This is a genomic window from Curtobacterium sp. AC268, from assembly GCF_979258745.1.
In genome coordinates this window covers 215,464-229,172 of the sequence record NZ_OZ409878.1, presented here as the reverse complement: position 1 = coordinate 229,172, position 13,709 = coordinate 215,464, and the positions used below count along the sequence as shown (strand labels likewise).

At 72.1% G+C, this 13,709-nt stretch carries 14 protein-coding genes; 8 read left to right on the top strand and 6 right to left on the bottom strand.

Going from position 1 to position 13,709, the window contains the following annotated elements; genetic code table 11:
• The first annotated feature begins 79 nt into the window (after nucleotides 1-79).
• The 3 genes from ACZZ9K_RS01070 to ACZZ9K_RS01060 all read left to right on the top strand — a co-directional run bounded on the left by ACZZ9K_RS01070 (nucleotide 80) and on the right by ACZZ9K_RS01060 (nucleotide 2,939).
• A complete protein-coding gene (locus ACZZ9K_RS01070; RefSeq protein WP_463443118.1) occupies nucleotides 80-1,099 on the top strand; it encodes a LacI family DNA-binding transcriptional regulator in 1,020 nt (339 codons plus the stop codon).
• Between the two features lie 167 nt (nucleotides 1,100-1,266).
• A complete protein-coding gene (locus ACZZ9K_RS01065; protein ID WP_463443117.1) occupies nucleotides 1,267-1,917 on the top strand; it encodes a 2'-5' RNA ligase family protein in 651 nt (216 codons plus the stop codon).
• Between the two features lie 2 nt (nucleotides 1,918-1,919).
• Nucleotides 1,920-2,939 (top strand): LacI family DNA-binding transcriptional regulator, encoded by a 1,020-nt coding sequence (locus tag ACZZ9K_RS01060; RefSeq protein ID WP_463443116.1) that lies wholly within the window; start codon nucleotides 1,920-1,922, stop codon nucleotides 2,937-2,939.
• A gap of 76 nt (nucleotides 2,940-3,015) precedes the next feature.
• On the opposite strand, the gene ACZZ9K_RS01055 is transcribed toward ACZZ9K_RS01060, so the two are convergent.
• Nucleotides 3,016-3,876, bottom strand: a complete 861-nt coding sequence (locus tag ACZZ9K_RS01055) for an inositol monophosphatase family protein (RefSeq protein WP_463443115.1) — start codon at nucleotides 3,874-3,876, stop codon at nucleotides 3,016-3,018.
• Nucleotides 3,877-4,117: 241 nt separating this feature from the next.
• On the opposite strand from ACZZ9K_RS01055, the gene ACZZ9K_RS01050 reads away from it, so the two are divergent.
• From ACZZ9K_RS01050 to ACZZ9K_RS01035, 4 genes are all read left to right on the top strand, one after another.
• Nucleotides 4,118-5,095 carry a carbohydrate ABC transporter permease gene (locus tag ACZZ9K_RS01050; RefSeq protein WP_071244396.1) on the top strand — a complete coding sequence of 326 codons (978 nt, stop codon included), beginning with the start codon at nucleotides 4,118-4,120 and terminating at the stop codon, nucleotides 5,093-5,095.
• Entirely contained in the window at nucleotides 5,095-5,925 is an 831-nt protein-coding gene (locus ACZZ9K_RS01045) for a carbohydrate ABC transporter permease (protein WP_111224544.1), read from the top strand. Before ACZZ9K_RS01050 ends, ACZZ9K_RS01045 begins: the two co-directional genes overlap by 1 nt.
• A 56-nt stretch (nucleotides 5,926-5,981) precedes the next feature.
• Nucleotides 5,982-7,319, top strand: coding sequence for an ABC transporter substrate-binding protein (locus tag ACZZ9K_RS01040; RefSeq protein ID WP_463443114.1), 1,338 nt, complete (start codon nucleotides 5,982-5,984; stop codon nucleotides 7,317-7,319).
• A gap of 123 nt (nucleotides 7,320-7,442) precedes the next feature.
• Nucleotides 7,443-8,642, top strand: a complete 1,200-nt coding sequence (locus ACZZ9K_RS01035) for a glycosyltransferase (protein WP_463443113.1) — start codon at nucleotides 7,443-7,445, stop codon at nucleotides 8,640-8,642.
• A gap of 47 nt (nucleotides 8,643-8,689) precedes the next feature.
• On the opposite strand, the gene ACZZ9K_RS01030 is transcribed toward ACZZ9K_RS01035, so the two are convergent.
• Complete coding sequence (locus ACZZ9K_RS01030; protein ID WP_463443112.1) at nucleotides 8,690-9,532, bottom strand: hypothetical protein; 843 nt, start codon at nucleotides 9,530-9,532, stop codon at nucleotides 8,690-8,692.
• A 131-nt stretch (nucleotides 9,533-9,663) separates the two neighbouring features.
• On the opposite strand from ACZZ9K_RS01030, the gene ACZZ9K_RS01025 reads away from it, so the two are divergent.
• Nucleotides 9,664-10,176 carry a hypothetical protein gene (locus ACZZ9K_RS01025; RefSeq protein ID WP_463443111.1) on the top strand — a complete coding sequence of 171 codons (513 nt, stop codon included), beginning with the start codon at nucleotides 9,664-9,666 and terminating at the stop codon, nucleotides 10,174-10,176.
• 15 nt (nucleotides 10,177-10,191) lie between these two features.
• On the opposite strand, the gene ACZZ9K_RS01020 is transcribed toward ACZZ9K_RS01025, so the two are convergent.
• The 4 genes from ACZZ9K_RS01020 to ACZZ9K_RS01005 all read right to left on the bottom strand — a co-directional run bounded on the left by ACZZ9K_RS01020 (nucleotide 10,192) and on the right by ACZZ9K_RS01005 (nucleotide 13,706).
• Complete coding sequence (locus ACZZ9K_RS01020; RefSeq protein WP_463443110.1) at nucleotides 10,192-11,541, bottom strand: cation:dicarboxylate symporter family transporter; 1,350 nt, start codon at nucleotides 11,539-11,541, stop codon at nucleotides 10,192-10,194.
• A gap of 95 nt (nucleotides 11,542-11,636) precedes the next feature.
• A complete protein-coding gene (locus tag ACZZ9K_RS01015; RefSeq protein ID WP_463443109.1) occupies nucleotides 11,637-12,638 on the bottom strand; it encodes an endonuclease/exonuclease/phosphatase family protein in 1,002 nt (333 codons plus the stop codon).
• A 220-nt stretch (nucleotides 12,639-12,858) separates the two neighbouring features.
• Nucleotides 12,859-13,017 carry a hypothetical protein gene (locus ACZZ9K_RS01010; RefSeq protein ID WP_463443108.1) on the bottom strand — a complete coding sequence of 53 codons (159 nt, stop codon included), beginning with the start codon at nucleotides 13,015-13,017 and terminating at the stop codon, nucleotides 12,859-12,861.
• Between the two features lie 29 nt (nucleotides 13,018-13,046).
• The gene (locus ACZZ9K_RS01005; protein WP_231495656.1) at nucleotides 13,047-13,706 is read right to left on the bottom strand and encodes a response regulator transcription factor; all 660 of its coding nucleotides are present in this window, start codon (nucleotides 13,704-13,706) and stop codon (nucleotides 13,047-13,049) included.
• Nucleotides 13,707-13,709: the final 3 nt, after the last annotated feature.

Below are 13,709 nucleotides of genomic sequence, written 5' to 3'. Positions count from 1 at the left end.
CACCACCACCGTCGCCCGGTCCGGGCATCCGTCCGGCTACCGTGACACTCGTGCAGTCCTCCAGACAACGGCGCCCGCGGTGACCGGACACCCCGCCGTCCCGACCATCCACGACGTCGCCGCCCTGGCCGGTGTGTCGAAGTCGGTCGTCTCCCGAGCCCTCGCCGGTGCGTACGGCGTGGCTCCGTCGACGACCGAGCGGGTCAAGCGCGCCGCCATCGACCTCGGCTACGTGGCGAACGCCAACGCCCGCGGCATGTCGGCACACCGCACGCACACGCTCGGGGTGTTCGTCCGCGATGCCTCCACCCCCTTCTACGGGCACCTGCTGACCGCGTTCCAGCTGCAGGCCGCGGCGCGCGGGTACCGCGTCGTCACCGCCACCGGTGCGGGGTCGTTCCCGGTCAGCGAGGAACGCCGAGCGCTCGAGACCCTGGTCTCCCTGCGCGTCGAGGGGCTCATCGTCTGCAGCGGCGCCCTGCCCATCGCCGACGTCCTGCCGTTCGCCCGACGCATCCCCACGGTGGTCTCCGGGCGCCCCGAGACGAACGATGCGGTGAGCAGCGCGTACTGCGACGAGCGCGGCGGCGGACGCGGCCTCGCCGACCACGTCGCCGATCTCGGACACCGCCGCGTCGCCGTGCTGACGGTCACACCGGCCGGGTCGCTGACGCAGTCGGCACGCACCGACGCGATGGTGCGCCGGCTGCGTGCGCGCGGCACGGAGGTGCTCCGGATCCGCTCCGAGGACCACGGAGCAGACCCCGAGGACCTCGACTCGTTCCTCGAGCAGGTCCTGCGGGCCGGTGGCGTGACGGCGATCATGGCACCGAGCGACCGCTGGGCCGTCGGTGTGCTCGAGTCGATGCGCCGTCGCGGCCTCCGTGCGCCGGACGACCTGTCGGTCACGGGCTACGACGGGGTCGCCCCGCTCGCCACCGAGCTGCTCGGCATCACCTCGTGGAGACAGCCACTCGGCCTGATCGGGCGCCTGTCCGTGGACGACGTGGTCGACCAGATCGACGGCCGGTCGACGGGCGTGACCCACAACGCGGTCGACGGCACCCTGGTACCGGGCCGGACCGCCGCCCGGGCCTGAGCGCCGAGCGACACGTACGGACGAGAACGGCCGACCCCGCGCCGCCGACACCCATCGTTCACCGTCCCGTCACGGACCGACGGGTGAGATCCGGGCCCGTCCGGTCGATCATGGGGACCGTTCCCGATCATCGGGAACGTTCCCCATTCCCGACCACGGACGGACCCATGCCCCAGAACGTCACCGCCAAGCTGCCGCGCGACCCGAGCGACCCGTACCGCCACGGCATCTACCTGCGCCCGGACGCCCGCACCTGCCGGGCCGTCACGGTCGTCACCGACCAGCTCCGCGCGCAGTACGGCCTGCTGTCGGCCGGCGCCTTCCCGCCGCACGCCACGCTCGTCGGCAGCCAGCCGTTCGGCAGCCACGAGGACCAGGTCATCGCGGCCGTCTCGGCGCTGCTCGACGGCCGACCGGGGTTCGACGTGCACAACGCCGGCGTCCGTGGACAGGGCATCGGGTTCGTCTACGACGTCGCGACCCGACCCGACGGCTCCCTCAACGACGACTTCGTCCGGCTCGCCGCCGACATCGAGGCCGTGGTCGCACCGTTCCGGCAGCCGATGCAGGTCCCGCAATCGAACGACTACGACCCGGAGCACTACCGCGCGCACCTCTCCCTCGCCTCGCACGACCTGTACGGCCGGCCGGACCTGCACGACGAGGTCGGTGCGTTCATCCACGAGCTCGACGTCGACGTGCCGACCGGGTTCCGCGGCGACACGGTCGTGCTCTACCGCACCGCGAGCCCGGACTGGTCCGGTCGCTGGTGGCAGACGATGACGTGGGAGCACGTCCACACCTGGAAGCTCGCCTGACCGTGGCCGCGACCCTCCGCGACGTCGCCGAGCGGTGTGCCGTCTCGCGATCGCTCGTGTCACTCGCTCTGCGGGGCGACGACGGTGTGTCCCGGCCACGTCGGGAACTCGCGGTGCGGACGGCGGACGAGCTGGGCCTCCCGGTCGGTTCGCTCGCCAGGCGGCGCGCGCAGGGCGCGCCGCTCGTCCTCGGGGTGGTCGTCACCGAAGCCGCGAACCCGTTCCACGACGAAGCACTCCGGAGCGCACGCGCGACCGCGCAGACCCTGGGGTTCGCGCTCCGGGTCGTGGACGGGTTCCGTGACCCTGCCCGGTTGGCCGACGGCCTGGAGGCCCTGCACACCTCCCGCGGATCGGCCGACGGTGTGCTCGGGGTCGCGGTCCTGAGCAGTCGGCTCGCCCCGGCACGGCTCGCGGCGGTCGCGCGCGACCTGCCGGTCGCGGTCCTCGGATCGAGCGGGTCGGCGCTCGCCGGTCTCGGACTCGACACCGTGTGTGCCGACGAGGAGTCGGGCATGCGGGCACTGGTGCTCCACCTCGCCGCCCTCGGGCACCGACGCACGTGCTTCGTGGCGGAGTCCGGCCACCCGTCGACGACCCGTCGTGCCGTCGCGCACGCCGCGGTCACCGGGCAGCTCGGCGCACCGGGCGAGCACCGCGTCGACGACGTCGAGGCCCTGGCGGCGGACCCGGCACGGATCGCGCGGCACCTCGGTGACGGGGTCACGGCGTTCGTCGCGACGAACGACGCGACCGCGGCGCGGCTCGTGTCGATCGCCGACGGCGCGGGGCTCGCGCTCCCCCGGATGGCGGCGGTGACCGGGTTCGACGGCACCGGTCTCGGCGAACGGCTCGACCTGACGAGTGTCGACCAGCCGCGCGTCCGGATGGGCGCGCGGGCGGTCGAGCTCGTGGTCGAGCGGCTCCGGGGTCGCCGCGGCGACCGGCACGAGGTGCTCCCGACACGCATGCTGCCGCGTGGGTCCACCGCGCGGGCGGTCGCCGGGCACCCGCTCGGCTGACCGCTCGCGACACCCGCGCCGGGTAAGTCGGCGGGGCAGAACGACGGGCGGGCCAACTGGCGGCCCGGTCGGCGGCTCAGTCGGCGGCGGTCGTGGCCGACAGCTCCTGCACCCGGCGCACCAGCTCGGCGTGCGATCCTCCGGCACCGGCGGCGACGTAGTCGTCCGCCAGGTGTGCGCGGTCGACGGCTTCGCCCCGACGGAAGCCCCGGAACCACCCGCCGGCGCGCTCGAGCACCAGGGCTCCGGCGGCGACGTCCCACGGGTGCGTGGCGAAGCCCATCGTGGCGTCCGACCACCCGGCGGCGACGTGCACCAGGTTGAGGGCACCGCTGCCGAGGCTGTGGTGATGGCGGTACCGGAGCGTCAGGTCCCGGAGCAGGTCGAACGCCGCTGCTTCGCCGAGCAGGTCGAGGTCCTGCTGCACCGGGAAGCTCGTCAGGACCGTCGCTGCGTCATCCGGCCCCGACGACGAGTGCATCGGGGCGCCGTCGAGCCAGGCGCAGTCGTCGTCCGCCGCGAACACGTGGTCCGCGACCGGGTCGAAGACCACCCCGGCGACGACCTCGCCGTCGACCTCGGCCGCGATCGAGATGCACCAGTACGCGAGTCCGCGGGCGAAGTTCGCGGTGCCGTCGATCGGGTCCACGATCCACCGCACCACGGGGTCCGCGGAGCCGTCTTCCCCGGTGGTGCCGGTACTGCCGGTGGTGCCGGTTTCCTCGCCGAGGACGACGGAGCCCGGCACGGCTGCGGTGAGCACCGCCGTGATCGCCTCTTCCGCCGCGCGGTCGTGCAGGGTCACCACGTCGTGCGCGTCGCGCTTCGTGCTGATCGTCATCGGGGCGCGGAACACGGCGAGCAGGTCGGGCGCGACGGTGCGCGCGGCCTCCTCGGCGATCGCCCGGAGTGTCTGGGGAGCAGGAACGGTTCGCATGGTCCCCGGTTCTACGACGTCGAGGCTCCTGGACGGCGAACCACGCCGGTCGACGGACCGAACCCGAGGTGAACGCGCGGCTTGCGGCGGTGCACGTCGGCGCCCGATCGGCGGAGGGGTTGAACGCGGCGTGAACGGGTGACGGCGGGTGGTCGACGTGCCTTGACCGGTCTTCGACCCCCGCCGCACAGTGGAGTCGTTCCCGGTTAGGGAACGTTCCCTACTCGGAGGAGTCCGCCCCATGACGGTCCCCGTCAGGTCCGGCCTGGTCGCCGGTCCCCCGCGTGCCGCAGGGTCGCCGCAGTCGCGGCGGCCACCCCGGACGACCCGGACGACCCGGTCCTCGTTGCGCTCGGACCGCCGACTCGGTCTGGTGCTCCTCGCACCGGCGCTGCTCGCGTTCGCGGTCTTCGTCTTCTACCCGCTCGGCCGCGTCCTGGTCCTCAGCACCCAGGGCACCGACATCTTCGGTCAGCCGGCGGGCTCGGTGGGGCTGCAGAACTACGTCCGCACGTTCACCGACCCCGCGTTCGGACGGACGATGCTGACCACCGCGGTCTTCTGCGTCGGCGTGGTCGTCGGCCGGATCGTGTTCGGTCTGCTCGTGGTGATCCCCCTGACCGTGAAGCTCCGCGGCCTGCCGGTCTTCCGCGCACTCCTGACGGCGCCCATGGTCGTGTCCGTGTCCGCGGGGTCCGTCGCGTTCGCGGCGATGCTCGCACCCGGCAACGGGCTGCTGAACACGGTGATCACCCAGTTCGGCGGCGCGCCCGTCCCGTTCCTGACGAGCACGCAGTGGGCCCTGGCGAGCGTCATCGTCGTGACGATCTGGGGGTCGCTCGGGTTCACCGTGCTGCTCCTGCTCGGAGCGTTCGGCGCCATCGACCAGGACGTCATCGAGGCGGCGCACCTGGACGGTGCCGGGCCCGTGCGGACACTCTGGTCGATCTCCCTGCCGCTCGTCACGCCGACGCTCTTCTTCGTCGTCGTGACCGGCACGGTCGAGGCACTCACGACCTTCGGGCAGATCCAGATCCTCACCGGCGGCGGTCCGGCCGACTCGTCGAAGACCCTCGTCTACGCGATCTACCAGCAGGCGTTCGGGTCCGGCAGCGCGAACTTCGGCCTCGCCGCCGCGCTCGGGGTCGTGCTGTTCCTGCTGGTCCTCGGGCTGTCACTGGTGCAGTTCGGCGTGCTCGAGAAGCGGGTGAACTACTGATGCGCCCCGTCACCGCACGCCGGCTCCGGAGCGTCTTCGTCTACGCCTGGCTCGTCATCGCGGTCGTCGTCGTCTGCTTCCCGCTCTACTACGTGTTCGAGGGCGCGCTCACCCCGACCCGCTACCTGGACCAGGGCCTCGCCGGTCTCGTGCCGATCCACCTCACGCTCGACAACATCGTCCGGGCCACGCAGGTCGTCCCGCTCGGGCAGCAGTTCCTGAACAGCGTCGTCGTCACCCTCGCCCAGACGGTGCTGCAGGTCGTCATCGGCATCATCACCGCCTACGCCCTGGTGTTCTGCCGCCTCCGGGGCACCCGTGCCCTGTTCCTCGTCCTGCTCGCCAGCATGATGATCCCCGGCGAGACGACCCTGATCGCAAACTACCTGACCGTCTCGTCGTGGCACCTCATCGACACGCTCCTGGTCGTCTTCCTGCCGTTCGTGGCCTCGGCGCTGACGATCTTCCTGTTCCGCCAGGCGTTCCTGAGCTTCCCCGACGAGCTGCGCGAAGCCGCGGTGCTCGACGGCGCCGGACACTTCCGGTTCATCCGGTCCATGCTCCTGCCGCTCACCCGCCCGACGCTCGTCTCGGTCACCCTGGTGAGTGCGACGGCCGCCTGGAACGGGTTCTTCTGGCCGCTCCTCGTCACGAACTCGCCGGAGCACCGCACCGTGCAGGTCGGCATCGCTCAGCTGTCCGACGCCGAGGCCGCCGACATCGGCGTGGTCCTCGCCGGTGCAGCCATGGTGACCCTCCCCGTCCTGGTCCTGGTCCTCGTCGCCCAACGGTTCCTCGCCGGTGGCCTCACCGCCGGCGCGCTCAAGTGACGACACGTCCGCTCCCCTCCCCGACCCCCGCCCGCCCCACACCCGAAGGACGCACCATGCCCGCACGTCGCTCCACCACCCTCACCGCACTCGCCACCGGGGCCGTCGCGGTCCTCGCCCTGACCGGGTGCTCCACGTCGAGCTCCGCGTCGGACAGCTCCGGCCCCGTGACCGTCGACTTCTGGCACGCCATGTCCGGGCCGCCCGCGACCGAGCTCGACGCGCTCGTCGCCCGCTTCAACAAGGAGAACGACCAGCACATCACCGTCAAGTCGTCGTTCCAGGGCGACTACGCGGCCGTCCAGACGAAGTACACGGCGGCGGTCCAGTCCGGCTCGACGCCGGACCTGCTCATGATGAACGACGTGTCGACCGGTTTCATGATCGACTCCGGCCAGACGGTGTCGCCCGCGAAGATCAGCGGCTCGAAGTCGGGCACCGACACGATCGCGCCGGCCGCCGCGACGTACTACAGCGACGGCAAGCAACTCGCGGCGATGCCGTTCTCGGTTTCGATGCCCGTGCTCTACCTGAACAAGGCACTCGTCGCGAAGGCCGGCCTCGACGCCACGAAACCGCCGAGGACGCTGGCGCAGGTCGCGACCTGGGCCGAGAAGATCCACGCCGCGACCGGTGGCTACGGCATGAGCATGAACATGGGCGACTCGTGGATGCTCGAGGAACTCACCGCCTCGGGCGGTCAGGCGTTCTGCACGCCGGAGAACGGGCGGAAGGGCAAGCCGGTCACCGGCGTCTCGCTCACCTCGGACACCCAGGTGCAGTTCATGACCACGCTGCAGAAGCTCTACCAGGACGGTGCCGCCCTGAACCCCGGCACCGACTCGACCGTGCAGAACTCGGCGTTCTCGAGCGACAAGGTCGGGATGCTGCTGACCTCCTCCGGCGCCTACACGACGGTCGACCCGGACGGCTCCAAGTCCGTCGTCGCCCGGTTCCCCTCCACGTCGGCCTCCGACGACGCGGGTCAGGTCATCGGCGGCAACGCGCTGTGGATCTCCGGCAAGGGCCACTCGTCCGCCGAGCAGCAGGCGTCGTACACGTTCGCCAAGTGGCTCCAGACGCCGGACGTGCAGGCCGAGTGGGCGAAGGCGACCGGCTACGTCGCGATGAACACCGACGCCCAGGACACCACCGTCGGCAAGCGCTCCCTGTCCGACCCGAACATCGCCACGATGTACCAGCAGCTCACCGACGACCCCACGAGCGTCGCCGCGGCCGGCTGCATCACGGGCGCGTTCCCGACGGTGCGTGCCACCGTCATCGGCGCCTTCAACCGGATCGTCGAGGGTGCCGACGTCGAATCGACCATGAAGGACGCCGAACAGCAGGCCGGCAAGCAGATCGAGTCCTACAACGAGGCCGCCGGCAAGTGAGCACGGTCGGCGCGTGCGCGCCCCGCAAGGCTGACCAAGGGTTCATGGAGCACGACCGCCGTTCGCCATACGGTTGTCTGACAAAGCGGGCAGGCAGCCCGCACGGACGATCGGAGCCCTGTGGTGTCTGCTGCGAACGGCCGGCCCGGCTACCGGGCTCCGGAGCCCCTGCGCATCGTGTTCTCGTTCCCACGGGGGCGGGGACACCTCGCGCCGATGCTGCCACTCGCCCGCGCGGCCAGCGCTGCCGGACACCGGACCGCACTGAGCGGCGCACGCGAGGCCGTCCTCGAACAGACCGGGTTCTCGCACCGGCAGCCGCGCAACGTGGAGCTGCCGGCGAGCAGGCCGGGCACCGGCACCCTGACCCCGATCGACCCGAGCACGGTGCTCACCCGCGTCCCTCAGGTGTTCCTGGGGGACGCGGCCGCCGGGGCAGTCATCGACGTCGGACGGCTGGTCGCTCGGTGGACGGCTGACCTCGTGGTCTGCGGGGAGTTCGACTTCGGCGCGATGACCGCCGCCGAACGAGCCGGGGTGCCGTGCGTGGTGGTCCTGGCCTTCGCCTCGGCCGGCGGGACCTGGCGCGACGCGGTGCGGGAGCCGCTCGAGGCGCTCCGCCGACGCGCAGGGCTCGGGCCTGACCCGCAGCAGCAGATGCTCGGCGGCGCGCTCACCGTCGTCCCGTTCCCGGCGTCGATGCGATCCGGGCACGAGCTACGTGGCCCGGTGATCCGGATGCGGCCGGACACCTGGTCGTCACCACCGTCGGATGCCGCGGCGTGGTTGGCTGCCGGCGACGAACCCCGCGTCTACGTCACGCTCGGCACCGAGTTCAACACGAAGTCCGGCGACCTGTTCGCCCGGCTCATCGACGCGCTGGCTGCCCTGCCGGCGCGGATTCTCCTGACGACCGGACCCTGGGTCGACCCGACGACCTTCGCGGTGCCGGCGGGCCCGGGAGCGATCCGGATCGAGCAGTACGTCCCACAGGACTCGGTGCTCGGGCTCGTGGACCTCGTGGTGAACCACGGCGGATCCGGATCGGTGACCGGGGCGCTTGCGCACGGCGTGCCCCTGCTGGTCCTGCCGCTCGGCGCGGACCAACTGCCGAACGGCGGCTGCGTCGAGACCCTGGGCGCCGGACTCGTCCTCGACGCCGCGACGGCGACCGCGGAGGACATCCGCACCACCGCGTCGCGACTCCTGACCGAGCCGGCGTTCCGCGTCGCGGCCGGACGGGTCCGGACCGAGATCGCGACAGGCGAGCCCCCGGCCGTCGTCCTGGCCGCCGTCGAGCGCCTGGTCGGCTGGTCGCCCTGACCAGCGCTGACGAATGCTGACGAGCGGACGACCCGACGACCCGCGGGTCACCGCACCAGGCAGATCGTGCGGAAGTCGACGTCCGGACCGGGCCGTGTGTACGACGAGCCGCTCTCGAGCCAGTCGGCGGTCGGCGCGATCTGGTCGGCGACCATGTCCTCTTCCGACCGCGCGTCGATGCCCTCGGACGCCCAGTACTCCCGGACTCCGTCCACGTCGCGGTTCGCACCCTCGATCACGGTGTGGTCCTCGGGCAGGAGCTCGTTGCCCTGCTCGTCGGTGTACTCCCCCGGGTCGTACCAGTACATCCACCGCACGCCCTGGTGGGCGTTCGACAGCTGGCAGTCCTCGCTGTACGCGCCACCGGCGGGTCGGCCGTCCCGGTAGGCGGACTTCCGGTCGCCGCCGAGGATCCGCACCGTGCGGTCCCCGATCCGCTCGAGCGTGGCCCGGGCGTCACTGTGGGCGAAGCGCCGCTCGGCGGCGGTCGCCGGCTGCGCCCACTGCCGGGCGTCGGCGGCCATGCTCCGCAGCTGTGACGTCAGGACCAGGCCGTTCCACGGCACGGCGATGACCAGCACGACGATCGCCGCGACGACGGCGACCAGTGAGTGGCGCGGTTCACGCCGGCGAGCCCGGACCTGCACGACGAGCACCACCACGGGGATCCCCACGGCGAGCACGGCGCCGATGACCAGCCGCGTCAGCACGCCCCCTGCTCCGAGCCGGTCGTCCATCGACCCGAAGTCGCGCGCCAGGTACGCCCCGATCTGGACCGCCCAGCTCACGACGAGCAGCACCGGCAGCACGAGCGCGATGGCGATCGCGTTCCCTCGCCCCGTCGTCGGGCCCGTCCCCTGGTCACGCCAGTCCTGCTGTTCCGTGCCCATGCCGGCCCCCGCCCCCGTGGTGTCGGGACCATCCTGCCAGCAGCACGCGCCCCGGGCCCGCGGGCGACGCCGCCGCCCACCCCCGAAGCGGTGGTGCCCGAACTGCACCTGTTGCTGCCAAGATGACCGACGTGACCACGACCACGCCTCGCGCCGATCCCGACGCCGCTGCCGACGGCTTCGAAGGCGGCTGGTTCCGCATCGACAACGATCTGGAGCACCTGGACGACGTGGTCTGGCGACCCGCCACGGACGCGGACGACACCGCTCCCACCCCCGGCCCTGCCGCCGTCATCGTCGGTGGCGAGCCGCGCGAGCACATCGGTTCGACACTGCCGTTGGCGCAGCTGGCGGAGATCGACGTGGCACGTCAACGCACCGTTCGGAAGCTCTGGCTCAGCCCGATCACCATCGTGGTTTGTCTGCTCGTCGTGACCGCGCTCGAGGTCTCGGGGCTGCCCTGGCGCACCGACCTCGGTCGGCAGCTCCTGGTCGGACTCGGTGCGATCGTCCCGGTCGACGCGCTCTGCACCGCTATCTGGTGGCGCATCACCCGCGACCCCTCGGGCGCCGTCGTCCGCAAGATGGGCGGACACCGGACCCGCCAGCAGTACGACCAGCAGCGCGCCGTCCTCGAACGCTGACCGCGCCCCGCCCCCTCAGCGAACCGGCGCCGACACCGCGGCTGCACCCGCAGCAGGCTCCGCCTCCGACGACGGCCGCACCCCTCGACCAGGCCGCAGCACCGCGTCCACCCGCTCTCGGTCGAGCTCGCCCTGCCACCGAGCCACCACGAGCGTCGCGACGCAGTTGCCGAGCAGGTTGACGCTCACCCGCATCGCGTCCATGATCCGGTCGGCACCGAGCAGCAGCGCGACGCCCGCGACCGGGAACAGCCCGAGGCTCGTCGCCGTCGCGGACAGCGCCAGGAACGACGAGCCCGGCACCCCGGCCATGCCCTTCGACGTCAGCAGCAGCACCCCGAGTGCGGCGACCTGCTGCTCGAGCGTCAGCGGCACCCCGAACGCCTGGGTCAGGAACAGCAGCGAGATCGACAGGTAGATCGCCGCCCCGTCGAGGTTGAACGAGTACCCCGTCGGCACGACGAGTCCGGCGACGCTCCGTGAGACGCCGACCTCGGTGAGCCGCGTGATCATCCGCGGCAGCACGGCCTCGGTCGACGCGGTGCCCAGGGCCAGCCCGAACTCCGCGCGGGTGTGCCAGACGAACCGCCAGATCGGCACCCCGGACAGCAGCCGCCCGCCGACGAGCAGCGCCACGATGAACACCGCCGCTGCGCCGTAGCAGGCAGCGATCAGCAGCCCGTACGACCCCAGGGTGTCGATGCCGTACTGCCCGACCACGTACGCCATCGCCCCGAACGCACCCAGCGGCGACAGACGCATCACCCAACCCAGGATGCGGTAGACGACCTCGAGGCACAGGTCGAGGCCCCGCACGAGCGGCCGCGCACGGTCACTGCCGATCGCGGCGATCGCGGCGCCGACGAACACCGCGAAGACGAGCACCTGCAGGATGTCGTTCGTCGCGAACGCGTTCACGACGCTCGACGGGATGAGGTCGAGGATGAAGGTCCCCGCGTCCGGAGCCGTGCCACCGGCGGTCTTCGCCGCCACGGCCGAGGCGTCGAGCGACGACGGGTCGATCCGCAGGCCGGCCCCGGGGCGCACGAGGTTGCCGACCAGCAGGCCGAACACGAGCGCGCACGACGACGCGAGCAGGAAGTAGACCATCGCCTTGCCGGCGATCCGTCCCACGGAGCGCAGGTCGCCGACGTGCACGATGCCCGTCACCACGACGATGAACACGAGCGGCGCGATCACCATCTCGATCAGCCGGATGAACCCCTGCCCGACGACGTTCAGCACCGGCGCCGCCGCGGGGAAGCAGACCCCGACGGCGATGCCGAGGGCCACCCCGATCGCGATCTGCACGAACAGCGACTGGTACCAGCGGGCGGGGGCACGATCCGTGGTGGTGACGTCCATGCATCCACCCCACCGCGCGCGTGTTTCGACGACGTTGCGAGTCTGTTCCCACCTCCCGCACCGCTCGCCCACCGAAACAGGGGCCGCCGTCCGGGTCAGCTGCCGCCGACGACCGTCAGGGTCGGGCGGTGCCGAGCACCGGACTCGTCCTGGCTCGTCAGCACGCTCCACGACCGGACGAATCCGGCCGCCGGACCGACCAGGGTGTGGTCGATGGGCATCGCCAGCCGCGGATCGAGCCACGTCGGCCACGTGCCGAGCGCCGCGGCGTGCACGGTCGACGCGGCGTCCCGGCACGAACCGAGACCCCCACCGTCGAAGCTGTCGACCGACCCGTTGAAGTCCCCCGACACGACCACGTCAGCGCCGCGGCCGCACTGTTCGCCGACCCACCGCAGATCGGTCCGCCAGCCCGCCAGGCCCCGCCCGATCGGTTGCGGCGCGTGCACGGCGACGATCGTCGGGATCGACGGCCCGGACACCGTCATCGTCTTCACCGGATCGACGCCGGGCGACATCGACGCGCCGGACGCGCGGTCGGCCCCGACGAGCACCGCCACCTGCGTGTCGTCACCACCCATGAACACCCGCACCGGCCGACCGTGCTGCCCCATCGACCGCGCCACCGCGGCGGCGGCCCGTCGGTCGCCCGCGTCGGGGAGCACGACGACGTCGGCCCGTGCGGTCAGTGCCGCGCGGGCGATGCCCTGCGCACCGACGAGCCCTCCGTTGGTGTTCCACTCGAACACCCGGAGCGCACCCCGGGCACCGTCGACCGGCCGCACGTCCCATCCCCGCACGACGAGCACCGCCGTGTTCGCCACTGCGACGACGAGCAGGACCGCCCCGAGCGACGCAGCGACCAGCCGCACGGCTCGCCTGCGTCGCAGGACGACGGCGACGAGCACCAGGGCGACACCGACGGCGGCCAGTCCCACGGTCACGAGGGAACGTGCCGGCAGCACGGCGGCGAGCACCGGCGCTCGCCCGACACCGAGCCAGGGAGCGGCGACGAAGACGGCACCGAGGACGGCACCGACCAGCAGCACGATCACGACCACCACGGCGGTCCGGACGGCAGCACGACGACGAGGCACCCTCGGATCATCGCGGACGGCAGCCTGCAGCCGCCGGTGAACGGCGACCTCCCGCTGAGGATCCTGCTGGATCCCTGCGCGCGCCCCACCCGCAGCGGCACCGGGGACCTGCCCACGCCGTGGGCCGGCCGACACCGGACTGGAGGCCCGGTGCCAGCTGGCACCGGGCCTCCAGTCCGTCACCGCGCAGGTCGCGGGCCGCACGCGCGACCGCGGGCAGCTAGCTGCCGTTCGCCTCGACCACGCGCCACACGAGCATGCCGACCGTCACGAGGGTTCCGAGCACCGAGACGATCGCCGCGACGACGCCGAGCCGGCGACCGCGGCCAGGCCGCACGATCGCGACAACCGCGAGCAGATCGTTCGTCGACTCGCTCATGCCCCGCGCTGGGAGCGGACGCGGGTGAGTCAGGTCGGAGTGCCGAGCTGGTAGCCGGTGCCACGGATCGTCGTGATGAGGTCCCGGTCGGTCTTCCGCCGGATGTAGTGCACGTACGTGTCGACCGTGTTCTCCTGCTCGCCGTTCTCGAACACGGCGGAGAGCAGGTGCTTCCGCGAGAACGCGCGCGCTGGCTCCGCCGCGAGGAACCGGAGGAGGGCGCTCTCCTTCTCGGTGAGCAGGATCCGCCCGGAGTACGGCGAGTGGATGCTGTGGTCGTCGGGGTAGAAGGTCCAGCCTCCGATCTCCACCCCCGTCCCGGTGCCGGTGTAGTCCCGGGTGAGGGCTCGGAGTCTGGCGGCGAGTTCGTCGAACTCGAACGGCTTCACGAGGTAGTCGTTCGCTCCGGCGTCCAGACCGGAAACGCGGTCGCGGAGTTCGCCGAGTGCGGTGAGCATGAGGACCGGGGTACTGATCCGTCGGCTCCGGATCGCGCCGACGAACTCGGTGCCGTCCATGCCGGGGAGCCGGCGATCGACGACCATGACGTCGAAGTACTGCTCCACCGCCGCGACGAGCGCCTGCTCACCGTCCGGCGCGAGGACCACGTCCCAGTCGTCGCGGAGCACCTCGGCGACGAGCGGCCCGAGCCTGGGGTCGTCCTCGACGAGGAGCAGCCGCTGTCCCATGGC

Coding starts and splice junctions, on each gene's coding strand:
- ACZZ9K_RS01065 (WP_463443117.1), top strand. CDS start 1,267: ATGCCCCAGAACGTCACCGCCAAGCTGCCGCGCGACCCGAGCGACCCG.
- ACZZ9K_RS01055 (WP_463443115.1), bottom strand. CDS start 3,876: ATGCGAACCGTTCCTGCTCCCCAGACACTCCGGGCGATCGCCGAGGAG.
- ACZZ9K_RS01050 (WP_071244396.1), top strand. CDS start 4,118: ATGACGGTCCCCGTCAGGTCCGGCCTGGTCGCCGGTCCCCCGCGTGCC.
- ACZZ9K_RS01045 (WP_111224544.1), top strand. CDS start 5,095: ATGCGCCCCGTCACCGCACGCCGGCTCCGGAGCGTCTTCGTCTACGCC.
- ACZZ9K_RS01040 (WP_463443114.1), top strand. CDS start 5,982: ATGCCCGCACGTCGCTCCACCACCCTCACCGCACTCGCCACCGGGGCC.
- ACZZ9K_RS01030 (WP_463443112.1), bottom strand. CDS start 9,532: ATGGGCACGGAACAGCAGGACTGGCGTGACCAGGGGACGGGCCCGACG.
- ACZZ9K_RS01020 (WP_463443110.1), bottom strand. CDS start 11,541: ATGGACGTCACCACCACGGATCGTGCCCCCGCCCGCTGGTACCAGTCG.
- ACZZ9K_RS01010 (WP_463443108.1), bottom strand. CDS start 13,017: ATGAGCGAGTCGACGAACGATCTGCTCGCGGTTGTCGCGATCGTGCGG.
- ACZZ9K_RS01005 (WP_231495656.1), bottom strand. CDS start 13,706: ATGGGACAGCGGCTGCTCCTCGTCGAGGACGACCCCAGGCTCGGGCCG.